Consider the following 18,575-nt stretch of genomic DNA (forward strand, 5'->3'; position numbering starts at 1 on the left):
TTATCTTATTATCGTAATTGGTCCTGTCATTGGTTCAAATTGAGGATCATTTAAATCAATGATGTAGTAATAGGTTCCACTTGGTAGTGCCTCCCCTTTGTATGTTCCGTCCCACGGTTTAGTATACCCGTTGGATTCAAAGATATTTTCACCCCATCGGTTGAAAATTGTAACGGTAGTGTTTGGGAAATCTGCAATAAAGTATAAGTTCCAAACATCGTTAGTTCCGTCACCATTAGGAGTAAATCCAGTTGGGAATGTTATCGGCTCTTGATAGATAACCTTCATAGAATCACTTCCAATACATCCATTTGTATCTGTTACATATAACGTATAGGTAATCGTTTCTCGCGTATCAGAAGTTGGATTGGCGATGGTTGAGTCGCTTAGGTTAATACCCGGCACCCATAGGTATTTATAGGTTGCATTTTCACCTTGAATATCAATCTGAGCAATTTCATCATCAAAGATTCTAACATTTCTTCCCGCGTCAATTATTGGACTAGGGGTAACCTGAATTGTTTTAATTGCTGTATCATTACATCCCAAACCGTTAGTTGCGATCAATGCGAATTGATACATTCCTAATGAACGCTCAAATGTAGTATCCAATGAAGTTGTGAATAGATTGAATGATGGGTAATTATACCAATCTGCATCTACAACTCCAGTCCCTAATGTAGCTCCTTTCAAGACAATATTACCATAATCACAAATTACAGAGTCTGCACCAGGTAATGCAACTACTGTGTCTTGTGCAGCAATAAACACTGTATCAACAAACTCGCAGTTATTAGCGTCAGTTATGGTAACTAAGTTTGGCCCAAAACATAGCCCGGTAACAATATTTGAAGATTGTCCTCCACTCCATGAAATACTATAAGGGCTTATTCCTCCTGCTACGGAAATTTCTGCTGTTCCTTCACAGTTGCTACTACATGTTACATCTGTTTTAGAAACCACAGTCATCACAATAGGACTAGGAGCAGTAATAGTTGCGTTAGTAGTTGCAGAACATCCATTGTCATCAGTAACAACCACATTATATGTTCCTGCACACAAACTAGTTGCAGTGTTAGCAGTTTGGTTATTCGGGTCATCCCATACAAACTGATATGGTAAAGTTCCTCCGATTGCATTTATAGAGACTTGACCATCACAGTTTGTGGCACAATTCATATTACTAACGACCGGCTGAGTTAAAATTAGTGGAGAAGGTTCATTAATATCGATTGTTTCGTAATATTTACATCCATCAGGAATGGTTGTTAGCTCTAAAGTATATCTCCCCGGACACAACCCTGACGCGTCTGAATTTACTGCAGCTACTGCAGAACTATTTGCATCGAACCATTGGTAGTCAACTAGTGCTGAAGTTATGTTTGCTGTAAGTGTTCCATCGCAACTTCCGAAGCAACTCACATCGGTTGCGGTTGGTACAGGATTAATTGGAATTGTTGTATTTGAAACAACAAATGTGAAAGTCTGTATACAGCCATTCGCATCGGAGATATCTACTGAATAGCTACCAGCACATAGGCCATCTACGTAATTGGTATCAGGTAATACTATTGGTCCCCAATTAAATGAATAAGGTGCCGTTCCTCCGGTCACATTCAATAATATTGAACCATCACAAGGGAAATTATTACATGTCGCAGGTGTTATTGTACTATTCAATACAAGTTCGTTTGGTTCATCAACAACTACATTTGCTACTCTCATACAACCGTTTGCATCTATTATTTGTACAAAGTATGAACCCGCACATAGGTTATTTAATGTGCTAGTCGTTGCTCCATTATGAGGCCAGAAGTATGAATATGGTGCAGTACCTCCAATTGGAGTTACGGTTGCTGTTCCATCACATGTATTTCTACAAGTGGCATCAGTCACACTAATAATTTCGTTACTTGGACCTCCTGCATTATTGATATTAATATTAAAAGTTTCAGCACATCCATTGGCATCTCTCACATTCAAAACATAGATTCCCGCGCATAAGTTCACTGCTTTTGTGCTATCTGATCCGTTACTCCATGTATATTGATAGGGAGCTGTTCCTCCTGATATAGTTACTTCTGCATTACCATCACACAATCCGCATGCAGCATCATTGGTATTAAAGTTTGCAGTTATTGCTTGAGGAGATGAAATAGTATAGGTTTCGAATGTTATACATCCATTTGCATCTGTTACTCTAACAGTATATGAACCAGCGCTAAGACTAGTAATATCTTCGAATGTTAAACCATTAGGAGACCATAAATAGCGATAAGGTGCTGTACCTCCAGATACACTAATGAATATCTCACCATCATTTAAGCCGTTACATGAAATATTTGTTGTAGAGTCCAGAGTTACAGATGGTCCATTTGTATTGGATAGACTATAAGTGAAAAAGTCTTCACAACTTGAATTATCTCTAACCCTTAAAGTATAACTTCCTGCTGCTAAACCCGTAATTACAGGGTTAGTTTGACCAACCAACAAAGTATTAGCTCCGTCAAACCACTGTAAAGAATATGGACTTGAACCTCCATTAATCGTGGCAGTTATACTTCCATTAGCTAATCCGCAGTCTGGATCAACAGAAGTAAATGAAACTGCCACAGCTTGTGGTGACCCTACAGTTACTGTAGTTGAAAGGTCACATCCATTAGCATCAAATATTTGTACATTATAAGTACCAACACACAATCCGGTAACATTTGCAGTTCCTTGCCCCGAACCAGGTGCTGGTGACCACACATATCTGTAGGGAGCAGTTCCTCCTATAGCATTAGCAGTAGCAGTACCGTCACAGCTATTAGCACATGTAGCATCAGTTGAAGTAGCAGTTAAGCTAAGTGGGTTTGGGGAACCTACAGCAATGGTTTCTATTGTAACACATCCAACTCCATTATCAACTTGTACATAGTAGTTACCTGCGCATAGGTTGATTGCTGTATTTGTAGTTTGACCTATTGTTAATCCAGTTGCACCATCGAACCATTCAATTGAACAAGTCGGGCTTGAACAAGTGAAGCTTGCTGTTGCGGTTCCGTCACATGATCCAATACACGATTCATTAGTAGAACTCATAGTAACCACTTCTCCTCCAAAATCACTTATTGGGATAATAAATCTATTGGTGCAATTTGTATTTTGATCGGTTACTTCTACTGAATATAATCCTGCACAACGGTTAATGATTGATTGAGAAGTTACGCCTAGCGGAGTACCTATATTATCAAACCAATCATAGGTGAACGGACCTGCGCCCGAAGGCGTTACTGTTGCTGTACCACTACAAACATCACAAGTACTAGGTGTTGAACTGGTAGTTGCCAAAATTGGTGCATCTTCAGTTATGATGACCTGGTCAGTTATTTGACAACCATTGTCATCAGTAATTGTTACGGTATATGTTCCCGCACATAAATTTTTAATAGTATCAGTTGTTAACGAATTAGACCATACATAGCTATAAGGAGCTACACCATTAATTGGGGTAACCGAAGCTACTCCATCACAACTTCCGTTACAAGTTGCATCTATCTTCGCAATTCCTGAGCTTATTGCAAGAGGCTCTGTGATTGTAATATTTAAAGTAGTATCACAACCGCCATTATCAGAAATAACCACCGAATATGTGCCAGCACATAGCCCATTAGCATTTGGAGTCCCCTGACCATTCGGAGGAACAGGTGTCCAAACATAAGTGTATGCTGATCCATTACCACCGGTTGGTGCTAAGGATATTGTTCCATTGCAATCACCATTACATTTAGCATTTGCAACAACTTCATTAGGTAATATTTTTATTGAATTGGAGATATTGAATTGTACAATTGTATCACATCCATTGACAAGATCTTCTATTAGTACTTCTATTGGTCCTGCACATAATCCTGTTGCCGTATTATTACCTTGTCCATTCGCAGGCACTGGAGTCCATGTGTAGTTATATGTCCCTGAACCGCCAGTAGGAATAACTGTGGCCGTTCCATCACATGTTGCTCCACAACTCACATTGGTAAAATTATCATTAGGAATGATTTGGAACTGTGTTCCCACAGTATTACTAGCTGTAAAAGTACACCCTGAACCGTCAGTCACTGTCACGTTATAAGTGCCACTGCAAAGACCATTTAATGAAGAGTTTCCTTGCTGACCAGCAGGGACAGGACTCCAATTATATGAATAGGGAGGATTGAATGATGCGGCCGGTATGGATACAGATGCTTCCCCATCACAAGAATTATCACAAGTCTCAGGAATAGTATTCATTGTAACTACATATGATCCACCTAGAACTGCATTTATTGTAGTCGTTATTGAACAATTATTATTATCTGTAATCGTTACGGTGTAAGTCCCTACACATAAGTTCTTAATTGTATCTGTAGTAGCCGTCGTAGACCAAAAGTAGGTGTATGGCCCATTTCCACCAGTAGGAGCAACAAATGCAGTTGCATCACAAATAGTTGCAGCAGCACAGCTAACAGGAGTAGATCCGGGATTAGCGATGATCTGAGTTGGAGTTCCAACAGAAACTGTATCATATGCTTTACAACCAGCTATAGCAGTAACCTCTACTATGTAAATTCCTGAAGCTAAATTAGTAGCCGTGGCAGTTGTCTGTCCGATTGGGACCCCTGTATTATTTAACCATTCAACTGTACAACTTACACCTGGATTACATGGCCCAGTTACTGTAGCTGTTCCATCTGAGAATCCAAAGCAAGAAACATCAGTGGCAGAAGTTGATATCACAGGTGCATTATTATCTACAACTATTACTGAGGCGGTATCCAAACAACCAAAAGCATCTCTAGTAACTACGTTATAGACTCCTGCACATAAATTGTTTGCGATTGATCCCGTCTGCCCAATCGGACCAAAAGAAGCGTCGAACCAAGTATATGTGTATCCTGGTGTCCCACCAGATGGAGTAGCTGTAGCTGTACCATTACATACCAAGCAGTTGGAATTGGTTGAAGTAGTGTTAACCAATATATCACTTGGAGATACCAAAGTGTAGCTTATAGAGGTGTCACAACCATTCGCGTCTGATATAGTTAAATCATAAGTGCCATCACATAATCCTGATGCGATACTATTTCCTTGACCGTTTGCTGGAACAGGACTCCAAGTATATGTGTAAGGAGCAGTTCCACCTGCTAGATTAAATATTTCAATAGAACCATTGCAGTCTCCAAAGCAGTTATTATTAAAAATGGTATCAACAAAGGTAAAATTAGATCTCGGGGTAATGGTAAATGAATTAGTAGCGATACAAGAACTATCATCTGTTACAGTAACAGTATAGGTTCCGGCAGACAAATTAGAAATTGAAGAATTTGTACTAAAAGTTGACCATAAATAGCTATATGGAGGAATTCCTCCGGACACTGAAGCAGCAATAGCACCATCCGCGGTCCCATTGCAACTCGTATTGGTTATTGTCCCCCCTATTGTAATCGCATTAGGTTCCGTTATTGTAATCGTCGTATCCTTAAAACATCCATTATCATCAGTTATAGTAACCGTATAAACACCAGCGGATAGATTATCTGCAATACCTGTAGTGGAAGTCGTATTTGACCAAGAGTAGCTATAAGGTGTTGTTCCATTTATTCCCGAAACTTCTATATAACCATCGTTCCCACCATTACATTTTACCATTCTTATGGAATCAAGTGATACAAAAATGGAGATTCCGTCCTGAACAACTGCACTATCTCTGGTTGTACATCCATTGCCATCGGTCACTGTAACATAATACTTTCCAGAGGTTAGCCCTGATATGGACTGAGTAGTGAATGTATTTGACCAAAGGAAAGTATATCCAGGGGCTGTTGGTCTAGGTGTTCCTCCATTTGGAGTTACAGTTGCTGTACCGTCTGCAAAACCACTACAAGTTGCATCAGTCGAATTGGTGACAGTGGTTAATTGGGTAGGTTCTGTAATCGTGTAAGTTAAATTGGTGTCACAACCATTTCCATCTACGATATTAAGATTATAAGTTCCAGCACACAACCCAAGAGCACCACTGGTACCTTGCCCATTTGGAGGTATAGGATTCCAAGTATAAGTTAATGGGGCTGTACTATTCAATACATTTATAATTTCTATAGAACCGAAACAATCACCAAAACATCGATTGTGGTTCACAGAATCTACAATAGTGAAACCAGGACTAGGATTAATGTTAAAGTTTGCAACGTCAGTACACCCATTGGTATCAGTTACTGTAACAGAATATGGACCTGCTGCCAAATTATTTATTGTTGAACCAGTTTGCATATTCGACCAAACAAAGGAATAACCTGGAGTTCCGTTAATAGCAGTTGCTGTTGCATTTCCATCTGTTTTACCACTACAGCTTATATCGTTAGTAGTCACTGAAACATCTAGCTGAGCAGGCTCAGTAATGACAAAAGTAGTGTCTTTAAAACAACCGTTATCATCGGTGATAGTTACTGTATAGCTCCCTGCGGATAAATTATTCGCAATCCCTGTTGTTGATGTAGTGTTTGCCCAAACATAAGAATAAGGCTGTGTCCCATTGATACCTGAAACTTCAATGTAACCATCATTTCCTCCATTACAATCAACCATTTTTATAGAATCAACTGAGAAGAAAATAGAGATACCATCTAGAACATCTGCACTATCTATTGCAGTACAGCCGTTTCCATCTGTTATGGTAACATAGTATCTATTGGATGTTAACCCAGTTAAAGACTGAGTAGTTGCTGAATTAGACCACAAGAATGTATAGCCAGGAGGAAGTGCACTAGGTGTACCTCCTGACGGAGTTACTGATACTGTACCATCTGCGAAACCACTACAGGTAGCATTAGTAGAGGAAGTAACAGAAGATATACCTGTTGCTGGCTCTCCAACCAATGTATTGACACTAATTGAACAACCATTTTTATCGGTTACTGTTACTGTATATGTGCCTGCTAACAGATTATTTTGAGTTTGATTAGTCCCATTGTTACTCCATAAATAGGAATAAGACGGGGTCCCTCCATTAGCTGTTACAGTCGCTGAACCACTTGCACTATCTTTACACAAAGCAGGAGATGGAGTTACAGAGGCTGATAAAACTGTAGGTTCAAAAACCGTAACAGAATCTTTCTTAGTACATCCATTACCATCTGTAATTGTAACAAGATATTTACCTGCGATTAGTCCATTAATTGTTGAGGTGGTTTGAGAATTGGACCACAAGAAGTCGTAAGCCGGTGCTGTTACTCGAGGAGTTCCTCCAGTTGGAGTTGCGGTTGCAGAACCATCTGTAAAACCGAAACATGAAACACTATCAGAAGTTAACACTGTATTGATTGGAGTAGGCTCTGAAATGGCAATGGATATTGAACCTGTACAAGTACTGTTATCTGTAACGGTCACGGTATATGTTCCTGCAACTACACTTTTAAGTGTATCTGAGGTTTGGTTATTGTTCCACAAATAGGTATAAGGTCCACCTGCACCGTTAGTAGCAACTACAACGGCACCTCCATCCGCACCTCCATTACAACTCACATTAATGGTATCACTTATTCTAAGATTTATCGGGTTAGAAGGTAAAATATCCACACTATCAGCACTTGAACAACCATTTATGTCCGATACTATTATATAATACCTCCCTGCTGCAACATTCAATATTGTACTAAACGTTGATATGGTTGGACCATTTAAAGAACCGGTTTTCCACTCAAAAGAATAACCTGGGGTGCCACCTCTAGTCCCACTTACTGATGCAACACCATCGGTAGAAGAGTTACAAGTTGCGTCAAATTTAGTGATATTGAATTCAATACTGTCTTTTTGAGTAATTGTGACAGAGTCTATTGCAAAACAACCAATCGGGTCGGTAACTGTTACATAAAACTTTCCTGCTGGTAAATTCGTTACAGAAGTATTGGTACTTCCAGAGGACCATAAATAAGTATATCCCGGGTTTGCAGGCAATGCAGTAATGTTTGCTGTTCCAGTTGAATCTCCATAACAATCTACATTTGTGCTTGATGTAGAGGTATTAATGACAGAATTCTGTCCAACCACAACTTGATCAATAAAAGGACAGTTATTGTCATCAGTTACTGTAACTGTATATGTTCCTGAAGTAATTCCTGAAATAGACGAGGTAGTTTCATTATTCGACCATAAATAGTTGTAATTACTGACAACTGTTCCTCCCGAAGCAACAATACTTGCGCTTCCATCTGAAAATCCATTACATGTTGCATTGATACCAGTAATCGTACCAGTTAAGGCAGTTGCAGGTTCAGTAATAGTCCCTGTTGCCGTTGCAGTACAAGCATTAGCATCAGTGATGGTAATCGTATAGCTTCCTGCAATTAGGTTAGTTGCATTTTGTGTAGTTTGACTATTGGACCATAAGAAAGTATATCCCGGTGTTCCATTACCCGTTATCGTAGTGGTTAACGAACCAGTATTATTACCCTTACATAAAACATCTATTTGCGAAGTAATTGCTATACTCAAAGAAGGTGGAGCAATCAATGTAATTTGATCAGTTGCCGTACAAGCATTTGCGTCAGTAACAGTTACAGTATAAGTACCAGCTCCCAATCCACTAATAGATGAAGTTGTTGCAGTGTTACTCCATAAATAGCCAATCGCTCCTGTTCCGCCTCCATTATCAGTAGCAGTAGCACTCCCATCTGACAAGCCGTTACAAGAAGGGTTTGAAGAAGCAGTGATATTTACACTCAGTTGAGATGGCTCCGAAATTACTATTTGATCCTGAGCTGTACATCCATTAACATCACTTACCGTAACTGTATATGTTCCTGCAATTAAACCATTAGCGGTTTGATTAGTTTGATTATCTGACCATAAGTATGAATATCCACCTGCACCTCCACCTGGAGTAACAGTAGCAGCACCATCATTCCCTCCAAAACAAGAGACATTAGTTGCAGGTAAGTTAATATTAGCGGTAACAGTACTTAGATCATTTAAAGTAATTTGGGTTATTGCAGTACAATTGTTTACATCATTTACAGTAACTGTATATGTACCTGCAGCTAGTCCATTTATTGTTTGTGTAGTTGCTGTATTACTCCACAAATAGGTATAACCCGGAGTTCCGCCATTCGGGGTTACCGTAGCAGAACCAGTAGATTGACCACTACACAGAGGATTATTAAACGTATTGATCGCCGCTGATAGTGCAGTCGGTTCACTTATAGTAAAAGAATTGGTTGCTGTACATAAATTGGCATCTGTCACTGTTACAGTGTAGGTGCCTGCGGTTAATCCAGTTATAGCAGCTGAATTGACAGCATTACTCCAAGAATAGTTATAACCCGGTGTTCCGTTTGTACCTGTTGCTAATAATGCACCCTGATTTCCTCCATTACATAGGACTGCAGCGGTTTGCGAAATCGTTACACCAACCTGTGAAGGTTGAGTAATCGTTGTTTGCGCAGTAGATGTACAGTTATTAGCATCTGTTATTGTAATAGTATAGGTTCCTGGAGCTAATCCAGAGTTTAATGCAGTAGTAGTAGCATTGCTCCACAAAAACGTATAGTTTGGAGTTCCTCCTGAGGCCTCTGCTTCTATTTCACCGTCGGCTCCACCAAAACAAGATATATTTTTTACGGGATTTTTAATGGAAGCAACGAGAGCTGTAGGCTCATTTATGACCACTTGATCAGTAGCTGTACAGCCATTTGCATCACTAACGGTAACGGTATAATTACCAGCTAATAGTCCATTTGCTGTTTGGGTAGTTTGATTATCAGACCATAAATAAGTATAACCACCAGCGCCACCACCAGGAGTAACTGTTGCTACACCATCATTCCCAGCGAAACAAGATACATTTGTAGCTGGCAAATTAATTGTAGCCGTAACAGTACTTAAATCATTCAAGGTAATTTGCGTTACTGCAGAACAATTATTGACGTCATTTACAGTAACTGAATATGTTCCGGAAGATAAACCATTTATCGTCTGGGTAGTAGCTGTGGTGCTCCATAAGTAGGTATATCCTGGTGTTCCTCCACTTGGTGTAACAGTAGCAAAACCATTCGACTGTCCATTACAAAGTGGTTGACTAAATGTATTGATAGCTGCTGACACTGTTGCTGGTTCGCCTATTGTAAACTGGTTAATTGCAGTACACAAATTAGCATCTGTAACAGTAACTGTGTATGTCCCAGCTGTCAACCCACTATTCGCAGCTGTATTTACTGAATTACTCCATGAGTAATTGTAACCAGGTGTTCCATTAGCACCTACTGCCAACAAAGCACCTTGATTGCCTCCATTACATAAAACACTTGAAGTTTGAGAAATGCTTACACTAACTTGTGCAGGCTCAGTTAACGTATTTTGAGCTATTGATGTACATCCATTAGCATCCGTAATGGTAACAGTGTAGGTGCCAGGAGTCAATCCAGAATTTAAAGCTGTAGTAGTAGCATTACTCCATAGAAATGAATAATTTAATGTCCCTCCAGTGCCCTCAGCTTCCATTTCACCATCTGAACCACCAAAACAAGAAATATTTTTAACAGGATTCTTGATCGAAGCAACAAGTGTAGCTGGCTCCGTAATTGTTATTTGGTCAACACCTTCACAATTATTTCCATCAAAAACAGTTACAGTATAAGTACCCGCCGCTAAACCTGTCGCAGTAGAATTTGTTTGATTATCAGACCACAAAAAAGTATATGGAGCACCAATACCTCCTCCAGGAACTACTATCGCTGAACCATCTGCCAATCCGTTACAACTAACATTGGTGGCTGGTAACGTAATTGATGCAGTAACAGGACTCGGATTAACTAAAGTGGTTATTGCGGTTTTCGAACATCCGTTATTATCCGTAACAGTTACAGTATAGGTTCCGGCTGAAAGATTTATTATAGTTTTTGTATTTTGACTGTTTGACCAGACATATGAGGTGTAAGGTGAAACGCCGCCAATTCCGTTAGCAGTCAATATTCCATCTGTATTTCCGTCACAAGAAATTGGGTTTACAATTGAAATACTTGCAGACAACAAGGTTGCCGGTTCAGTAATTGAAACAGTTTGGGTAACAGCACAAGCGGTATTATCTGTAACAGTAACGGTGTAATTTCCGGGAACTAAATTAGATATTGAGGAAGTAGTTGCAGAATTAGACCACAACCAACTGTATGGACCAACACCACCACTAGGATTAGAAGATGCAGTACCATCATTATCTCCTTTACATTTTACCGGAGTTACCGTAACGTTGGGTTGTATTAAGGTTGGTCCTCCTACAGTAATATTATCGCTTGTGGTACATCCTGCAGAATCTGTAATTGTTACAGTATAGGTTCCCACACATAAGCCGGTTATAAAATCTGTGGTTTCATTCGTTGACCAAAGGTATTTATAGGTACCTCCAGAAAATTGCGTACCTCCAGTGGCACCTGTAAATGCCGCTCCATCACATGAACCAAAGCAAGTTTCGTCTACGGGAAACATATTTGCAGCTAAATCAATAGGATTGGTAATCGTAAAACCTTTGCTAAATGTAGTATTATCATTGGCATCAAATACCTTCAAAATATAAGAACCCCCTCCTAAATTTTTTGCTGTATCGCCTGTGGCTACTGTCACACCAAGCAGTGTCCAAGTATAAGTAAACGGCCCTGGACTTCCAGCAAATATCGTTATAGAATTAACCCATGCTTTACCGTCATTTGCACCATTACATGTAGGATTTTTAGTCCCAATATCTGCTCCTACAACACGAAGTGCCATAGCATCTGGAGTAGACTTTAAGTTTGCATTTAACTTTTTTGCAAAGTCTAAGCTGGGATTATGATTTATAAATTTCAAGCTATTTTCAAAAGACCAACTTTCAACAAGTACAGCTGCCTTTGCTGAGTTTACAGCAAACCCTTTTTGTGAGTAAATAACAGTTAAGAGAAAAAATAGGGGTAGTAGGCTAGATAAAAACGAATAATATCTTTTCATAACTTATCGAAGTGTTGGCTTGAAATAAAAACAAATGCACAACTTCATTTTGACTATCAACAACTTAAAAGCAATTGGAATCAAAAAAGGTTGTTTAACATTATATAACAAATATATAGAAATTAGAGAGTTGATACTAACCTATTTCTAACTTCTTTCTATTTTTATGAAAACGTTGAATTGAATTAAAAGGTTGGCTCACTATTCAAAAACTGGGCAAATAAATTTAGGCTTTGGTCCATTCTTAAAGCAGTTTCCAAATCCTATTATAACTTCATGAGTGGGACCAAGCTGTTGACTATTTGTTAAAAATGGAATCTCATAAGTGTAACCAACTTTGAACTTATCCCATAATTTAAAATTTAGGTTGACTTGTAACGACCTAAAAGTTCTAACTCCTGCACCAAAGGAGATAACATTATCATAATCCGCAAGAAAGTTAATATCGGCAGACGGACTTAAGAAAGGGTTTATACGCACTAATGTAGAAGGCATAAAATTCCAGAATCCATAAGTTATTTTATGATAAAATGTTGCAAACAAATGCTGTCGAAGTCGAGCTTGATCTCCTATTTTCCCCCAATCTTTTGGATAGGCTTGAAACAATGAAACTCCCAAACCAGACTTTTGAGTGTATAAAAAAATTCCAGGAGATACTTCTGGAGCTACATAAGCCCTATTGCTTTTATAGGCTGGATCTTGGGTGTTCAAAAATGAAGCATCGGCTAACCCCATCTGCTGCATACCTCCAAATACACCCATTGACATTTTATATTTCTTCCAGAGTCTCAAATGATAGGCATAACCGATTTTTAGGTAATTAATATTAAAAATCCCCACCGATTGATTTTGAAAATATAGTCCAAGCCCTTGCTTTTTAAAACTATTTCGCTCACTCTTATTTAGCATGAAATTGATACTAAAAAAATTGACTTCTGGTGCTCCATACAAATCTGTCCATTGCACCCTTCTGCCTGCTCTCATTTCAAAACACTGTTGCAACCCAGCGACCGCGGGGTTCAAAGAAAAAGGATCTAAAATGTAATTGCTAAAGGTGGCTATTTGCTGGGAGCATAGAGATTGAACAATAAAAAACAAACTTACGACTATAACTCTGCCTTTCATCTCAATAAAGTTATATAACCAGAAAAAGAACCTTTTTCACAGAGTGTACTAGCGGTTACCAGATAAAAATAAGTACCTTCTGGTAGCGGCAAACCATTGTGAATTCCATCCCATGTTTGTAACGCATTGGTAGTTGTGGTTTTAAATACACGTTGACCATATTGATTGATAAAAACTATTTCAACATTTACAATGTTGTTAGTGATAGTGATACGCAACTCGTCATTAATCCCATCATCATTGGGACTAAATGCATTACCAATTCCAAATTCATTCCTCAGTGGACGATTTTCAACTAAAACTGTACTTGTATCTATACAACCAAGACTATCTCTTGTCAATAACAAATAAGCTCCAGGAGTTAAATTATCCAATCTATTATTTGCACTAAAATCAGTGTTGTTTAGAGCCCATAAGTAGGGGGCTGTTCCACCACTAGATCTAGAGATTCTTATAGAGCCGTTTGCTGTATTGCAGATGGTTGGTGTGGTTTGAAAATTGGTGTGAATCAATATAGAATCACACTGTGAAAAAGAATTGCTTTGAATCAAAAAGAACCCAATAAGAAATAGTAATTGCTTAATCATTATCCTTTATTTCAGGCTGTAATGATAAAACATTTCTAATTGAAATCAAATTTTGAAGTTATTTCACCTCACTTCCTATGAGGCCTTCTTTATCGGGAGATACAAAGCACAATTTGCCCGCTGCGTTTTCAGCCATCAATATCATTCCTTCACTTTCAATGCCTTTAATAGCTCGTGGAGCTAAATTGATTAGGATAGAAACTTGCTTACCCACCACTTCTTCAGGAGAATAAGATTCTGCAATTCCTGAAACCACCGTTCTTACATCAATCCCAGTATCTACTTTAAGCTTAAGAAGCTTTTTGGTTTTGGCTACTTTTTCGGCTTCCACAATCTTCCCAATTCTTATATCCATTTTAGAAAAATCCTCGAAAGTGATGGTCTCTTTTGCTGGAGATATTTTTTTGTTCTCAGCTTCTTTCGCTTCTTTTTTCAATTTTAATTTTTCGATTTGAGCATTCACCACTTCATCTTCAACTTTTTCAAACAATAATGTCGCTGGATTCAATTGGTGATCAGCAGTCAATAAACTATTAGAGCCTAACTGACTCCAATTAAAACTCTTGATATTCAACATTTCTTGCAACTTTATAGAGGTAAACGGTAAAAATGGCTCGAAAATAATACTCAAGTTTGCGGCAATTTGAAGTGCGATGTTTAGAATAGTTTTCACTTCATTTTCATCTGTTTTAATCAATTTCCAAGGTTCAGTTTCTGCTAAAAATTTATTTCCCAGTCGTGCTATAGCCATTGCCTCATTTTGAGCATCCCTAAATTGAAACGCTGTAAGTTTAGCATTTACGGATTGAACCAATGTTTCCAACTGAGAAAACACCTCTTTATATTTAATTGAATCGGTTGAAGTTTCTGGCACCTTCCCTCCATAGTATTTATGAGTTAACACAACCGCCCGATTGATGAAGTTCCCAAAAATAGCTACTAGTTCTCCATTATTTCGAGCCTGAAAATCGTTCCAAGTAAATTCACTATCTTTTGTCTCAGGAGCAATACTGCATAATACATAACGCAAAACGTCTTCTTTCCCTTTAAAATCCTCCAAATATTCATGAACCCAAACTGCCCAATCTCTCGACGTAGACAATTTCCCTCCTTCTAGATTCAAAAATTCATTAGCAGGTACGTTGATTGGCAGGTTAAATCCGCCATGCTCTTTTAATAAAATAGGGAAGATAATACAATGAAATACAATATTGTCTTTACCTATGAAATGAACCATTTCGGTCGATTCGTCTTTCCAATAATCTTCCCAGTTTTTGTTATTTTCAGTTGCCCACTGTTTAGTTGCTGAAATATATCCAATTGGAGCATCCAACCAGACATACAACACTTTTCCTTCTCCACCTTCAACAGGAACTTTAACTCCCCAATCTAAATCACGGGTCATTGCTCTTGGCTGCAATCCATTATCAATCCATGATTTACACTGCCCAATTACTTGGTTTCTCCATATTTTAGGATCATGATGAGGATGGCCGTCTAACGTACCTTGTTCAATCCACTCTTTCAACCACTTTTCGTGTTTTTCCATTGGTAAAAACCAATGAGTGGTTTCTTTCTTAATAGGAGGCTCTCCACTTAAGGTAGATTTTGGGTTAATTAAGTCCTCCGGACTCAAAGTTGAACCACAACTCTCACATTGATCCCCATAAGCGTTTTCAAAACTACATTTTGGGCAAGTTCCTATAATATAGCGGTCTGCCAAAAACTGCTGTGCTGTTTGATCAAAATATTGTTGATTGGTTTGCTTGGTAAAGCTTCCCTTCTGATCCAACACCTTGAAAAATTCCGAAGCTGTTTGATGGTGTAGTTCAGAACTCGTTCTGTGGTAGATATCGAATTTTATCCCTAAGTCTAGAAAAGCCTTTTTGTTAATTTCGTGATACTTATCTACAATTTCTTGAGGAGAAATTCCTTCTTTTTTAGCACGAATGGTGATGGCTGCTCCATGCTCATCTGAACCACAAATCAACACCGCGTCTTCACCTTTTAATTTTAAGTACCGAGTATAAATATCAGAAGGAAGATATGCTCCAGCTATGTGTCCAATATGTAGAGGGCCATTGGCATAAGGCAAGGCTGCTGTAATTAGATGTTTTTTTGGCTTTTCCAAAATGTATTTTTTTTAATAGGGAGCAAAGATAAGTTATCCCCATTGTACTTTAAAGTGAGTAAGTAGAAAACTTTGATTCCTTTGATTATTATCTTTGGCTTTTAACTTTAGATGCAATTTTGCAAAAAAAACACATCATTTCACATGATTCAACCGGCTTATCTAACTTCAGGAAATACAATAGGGATAGTATCTACCGCTCGAAAAATCTCAAGAGAGGAATTAGAACCTGCAATTGGCTTATTAGAAAGTTGGGGACTTAACGTTAAATTATCCCACCATTTATTTGAAGTAGATCATCAATTTGCAGGAACAGAAGAGCAGCGAACAGCTAGTCTGCAAGAATTTTTGGACGATGAAAATATACATGCTATTCTTTGCGCTAGAGGTGGATATGGAACGGTACAGATTATTGATCAGTTGGATTTTTCGAAATTTAAATCTCATCCGAAATGGGTTATTGGCTATAGTGATGTGACTACTTTGCATTGCCACATTCATCAAAATGTGGATGTAGAAACCATTCATGGGATTATGCCTATAAATTTTCCAAAGGACGGTTCCGAAAATGAATCGACAAAAACTTTAAAACAAGCACTTTTTGGTGAATTAGATCAATACGCATTTGAGTCGCAAGAATTCAATCAATTAGGAGAATGTGAAGGCGAATTAATTGGGGGTAATTTGTCAATCCTTTATAGCTTAAGTGGAACAAATTCTACGGTAAATACAGTTGGTAAAATTTTATTCTTAGAAGATTTAGATGAATATCTCTACCACATTGATCGTATGATGATGAACCTTAAAAAATCTGGTTTTCTATCTGGATTGAAAGGAATTGTTGTAGGGGGAATGTCGGATATGAATGACAATGCAATTCCTTACGGAATGAGCGCTTTAGAAATAATTAAAAAAAGAACTTCTACATTGAATATTCCAGTAGCTTTTAATTTCCCCGCAGGGCATTGTGAGCCCAACAAAGCACTTTACTTTGGAAGAAAATGTACTCTTAAAGTGGGAGAAAGAGAATCAATTCTAACCTTTTAAAATGCTTTATATCCCTTTGGTATTCTAAACATTTCTATTGGAAGATCCGTTCTCTCTATTTTAATAACTTCCATTATCGTCACTTGTACGTTATTTATATTTGAATATTCTGCTTTTATTGGCATTACTCCTTCTGAAAGAGGAAGTTGCAAGAATTGTTTTTCGAGAAAATTTAGTTCTGGTAATAATTGAAGCATTTTCTTGTAGAATGAAAACTCTGACGCAGAAAACCAATAATTTGATATTCGAGACAAGTTATAAGCATGGACAATCCACTTAGTAATTTCAAGTCCCAATAGACTATCTGCCTCTTCTGTTTTAAATGTGAATTCTATATTTTCTATAGGTTCATTATTTGCATTCACTACCAAATAGGTTTTACGTTCACCACTGAGGATATTAGCCACAGAATGTTTTAAGTCCAATATGATAATACTCTTGTTTTTAGCAGTTAGTTTACTCCACTCTTCCACTTTCACACTGTCTCCTTTCACATAAATATCTCGGAAAATCGTTTCCTTTCCGCGTTCTATCTTCCAAGAGATTTTCCCATTAAAACCTTCTTGCGCGACTACAGCGAAACTATTGATTACAAATAATAGAAAAAGAAAAGGTTTCATTTTAGTAAATTTAAAGTTCAAAATTAGAATTCTTTTGGCAGAACACAATGACATAGGGGAACAAGGAGAACAGATTGCTCAACAATTATTAATTGATAAAGGCTATTCCATAGAAGCTATCAATTGGTCATTTCAAAAAGCGGAGTTAGATATCATTTGTAAGACTAAAACAGAGATAGTTTTCGTCGAGGTCAAAACAAGAACTTCTCGTTATTTTGAAAACCCCAAAGACGCCGTAACACCAAAAAAACAAAAGAATATTATACGCGCAGCCAACGCCTTTATTGAGCAGTCCAATTGCAATCTGGGGGCTCGATTTGATATTATTAGTGTGTTATTGGAAGAAGACAAAATAGAAATTGAGCACATTGAAGATGCGTTTTATCCATTATTGTGATTGCTTACCTCATTTTGAATGAGCACAAAAGAACTGTTATAAGCCTGTTTAAGCGCTACTGTTTTTTACTGCTATACAAAATACAGCTGAATCAAAAAACCAACTAAAAATCCGGTGTAAATTTCAATTGGTTGATGTGCTTTTAGTATTAATCTAGCAATACCAACAAATCCACTAATAAGAATAAATGCAGAAATGATCGAAGTTAGGTCTACTTGAGTTTTCAATGAAAGAACGAGAATCATTCCAATTAATCCTCCTAACCCTAGCAAGTGGGCGCTGATTTTAAAATTAATAAAAGAAGCTAAGAATAGGATAAAAATCGAAACTGCTGCTCCTAATGTAAAGTCTAAAATAATGGAGGAAATATTCAATTTAACAAAAAGCCAAACCGAGGTCAGATACATAATGGTTGTAAAAAAATACGGCCATTTTCGCTCTTTGCACGTCTCCATTTGAAGACTTTTAATGGCTCCTCTTCGCTTTAGCAGCAAACTGAATATCAATGGAAAAATGAATGTATTTAAAAATAAAAAACCAAGGACTATAACTTTTAACAGAAAAGGATAACGGTAATTAAAGTATGTAGGACTACTGAAAATAATAGCCATACCTAAAACAGGCATGAAAAGAGGATGAAATAGTTTGGACAGAAAATTAGCTAGTCGAATCGACAT

At 37.8% G+C, this 18,575-nt stretch carries 8 protein-coding genes; 2 read left to right on the forward strand and 6 right to left on the reverse strand.

Features of this window, described 5'->3' with window-relative positions; translation table 11 throughout:
• The 4 genes from GQN54_RS01825 to metG form a co-directional block, all read right to left on the reverse strand.
• Entirely contained in the window at positions 1-11,991 is an 11,991-nt protein-coding gene (locus GQN54_RS01825) for a T9SS type B sorting domain-containing protein (protein ID WP_160631372.1), read from the reverse strand.
• Positions 11,992-12,192: 201 nt separating this feature from the next.
• Complete coding sequence (locus GQN54_RS01830; RefSeq protein WP_160631374.1) at positions 12,193-13,116, reverse strand: PorP/SprF family type IX secretion system membrane protein; 924 nt, start codon at positions 13,114-13,116, stop codon at positions 12,193-12,195.
• A complete protein-coding gene (locus GQN54_RS01835; RefSeq protein WP_160631376.1) occupies positions 13,113-13,703 on the reverse strand; it encodes a gliding motility-associated C-terminal domain-containing protein in 591 nt (196 codons plus the stop codon). The genes GQN54_RS01830 and GQN54_RS01835 overlap by 4 nt, the downstream gene beginning before the upstream one ends.
• Positions 13,704-13,761: 58 nt before the next feature.
• Entirely contained in the window at positions 13,762-15,834 is a 2,073-nt protein-coding gene (gene metG / locus GQN54_RS01840) for a methionine--tRNA ligase (protein WP_207554787.1), read from the reverse strand.
• Between the two features lie 144 nt (positions 15,835-15,978).
• Between metG and GQN54_RS01845 the strand changes: the two genes are divergently transcribed.
• The gene (locus GQN54_RS01845; RefSeq protein WP_160631378.1) at positions 15,979-16,881 is read left to right on the forward strand and encodes a S66 peptidase family protein; all 903 of its coding nucleotides are present in this window, start codon (positions 15,979-15,981) and stop codon (positions 16,879-16,881) included.
• Here the strand turns inward: GQN54_RS01845 and GQN54_RS01850 are convergent.
• Positions 16,878-17,501, reverse strand: a complete 624-nt coding sequence (locus GQN54_RS01850; RefSeq protein ID WP_160631380.1) for a DUF4412 domain-containing protein — start codon at positions 17,499-17,501, stop codon at positions 16,878-16,880. The two genes, GQN54_RS01845 and GQN54_RS01850, sit on opposite strands and share 4 nt — an antisense overlap.
• Positions 17,502-17,535: 34 nt before the next feature.
• On the opposite strand from GQN54_RS01850, the gene GQN54_RS01855 reads away from it, so the two are divergent.
• The gene (locus GQN54_RS01855; protein WP_160631382.1) at positions 17,536-17,898 is read left to right on the forward strand and encodes a YraN family protein; all 363 of its coding nucleotides are present in this window, start codon (positions 17,536-17,538) and stop codon (positions 17,896-17,898) included.
• A gap of 71 nt (positions 17,899-17,969) precedes the next feature.
• Here the strand turns inward: GQN54_RS01855 and GQN54_RS01860 are convergent, their stop codons facing one another.
• Complete coding sequence (locus tag GQN54_RS01860; protein WP_160631384.1) at positions 17,970-18,575, reverse strand: PA-phosphatase; 606 nt, start codon at positions 18,573-18,575, stop codon at positions 17,970-17,972.

Source organism: Acidiluteibacter ferrifornacis (assembly GCF_009909615.1).
Classification (GTDB): Bacteria; Bacteroidota; Bacteroidia; order Flavobacteriales_E; family Vicingaceae; genus Acidiluteibacter; species Acidiluteibacter ferrifornacis.

Excerpts from the sequence above, each read along its gene's own strand:
- GQN54_RS01845 (WP_160631378.1), top strand. The coding sequence starts at position 15,979 with ATGATTCAACCGGCTTATCTAACTTCAGGAAATACAATAGGGATAGTA.
- GQN54_RS01860 (WP_160631384.1), bottom strand. The coding sequence starts at position 18,575 with ATGTCGATTCGACTAGCTAATTTTCTGTCCAAACTATTTCATCCTCTT.
- GQN54_RS01825 (WP_160631372.1), bottom strand. The coding sequence starts at position 11,991 with ATGAAAAGATATTATTCGTTTTTATCTAGCCTACTACCCCTATTTTTT.
- GQN54_RS01835 (WP_160631376.1), bottom strand. The coding sequence starts at position 13,703 with ATGATTAAGCAATTACTATTTCTTATTGGGTTCTTTTTGATTCAAAGC.
- GQN54_RS01830 (WP_160631374.1), bottom strand. The coding sequence starts at position 13,116 with ATGAAAGGCAGAGTTATAGTCGTAAGTTTGTTTTTTATTGTTCAATCT.
- GQN54_RS01850 (WP_160631380.1), bottom strand. The coding sequence starts at position 17,501 with ATGAAACCTTTTCTTTTTCTATTATTTGTAATCAATAGTTTCGCTGTA.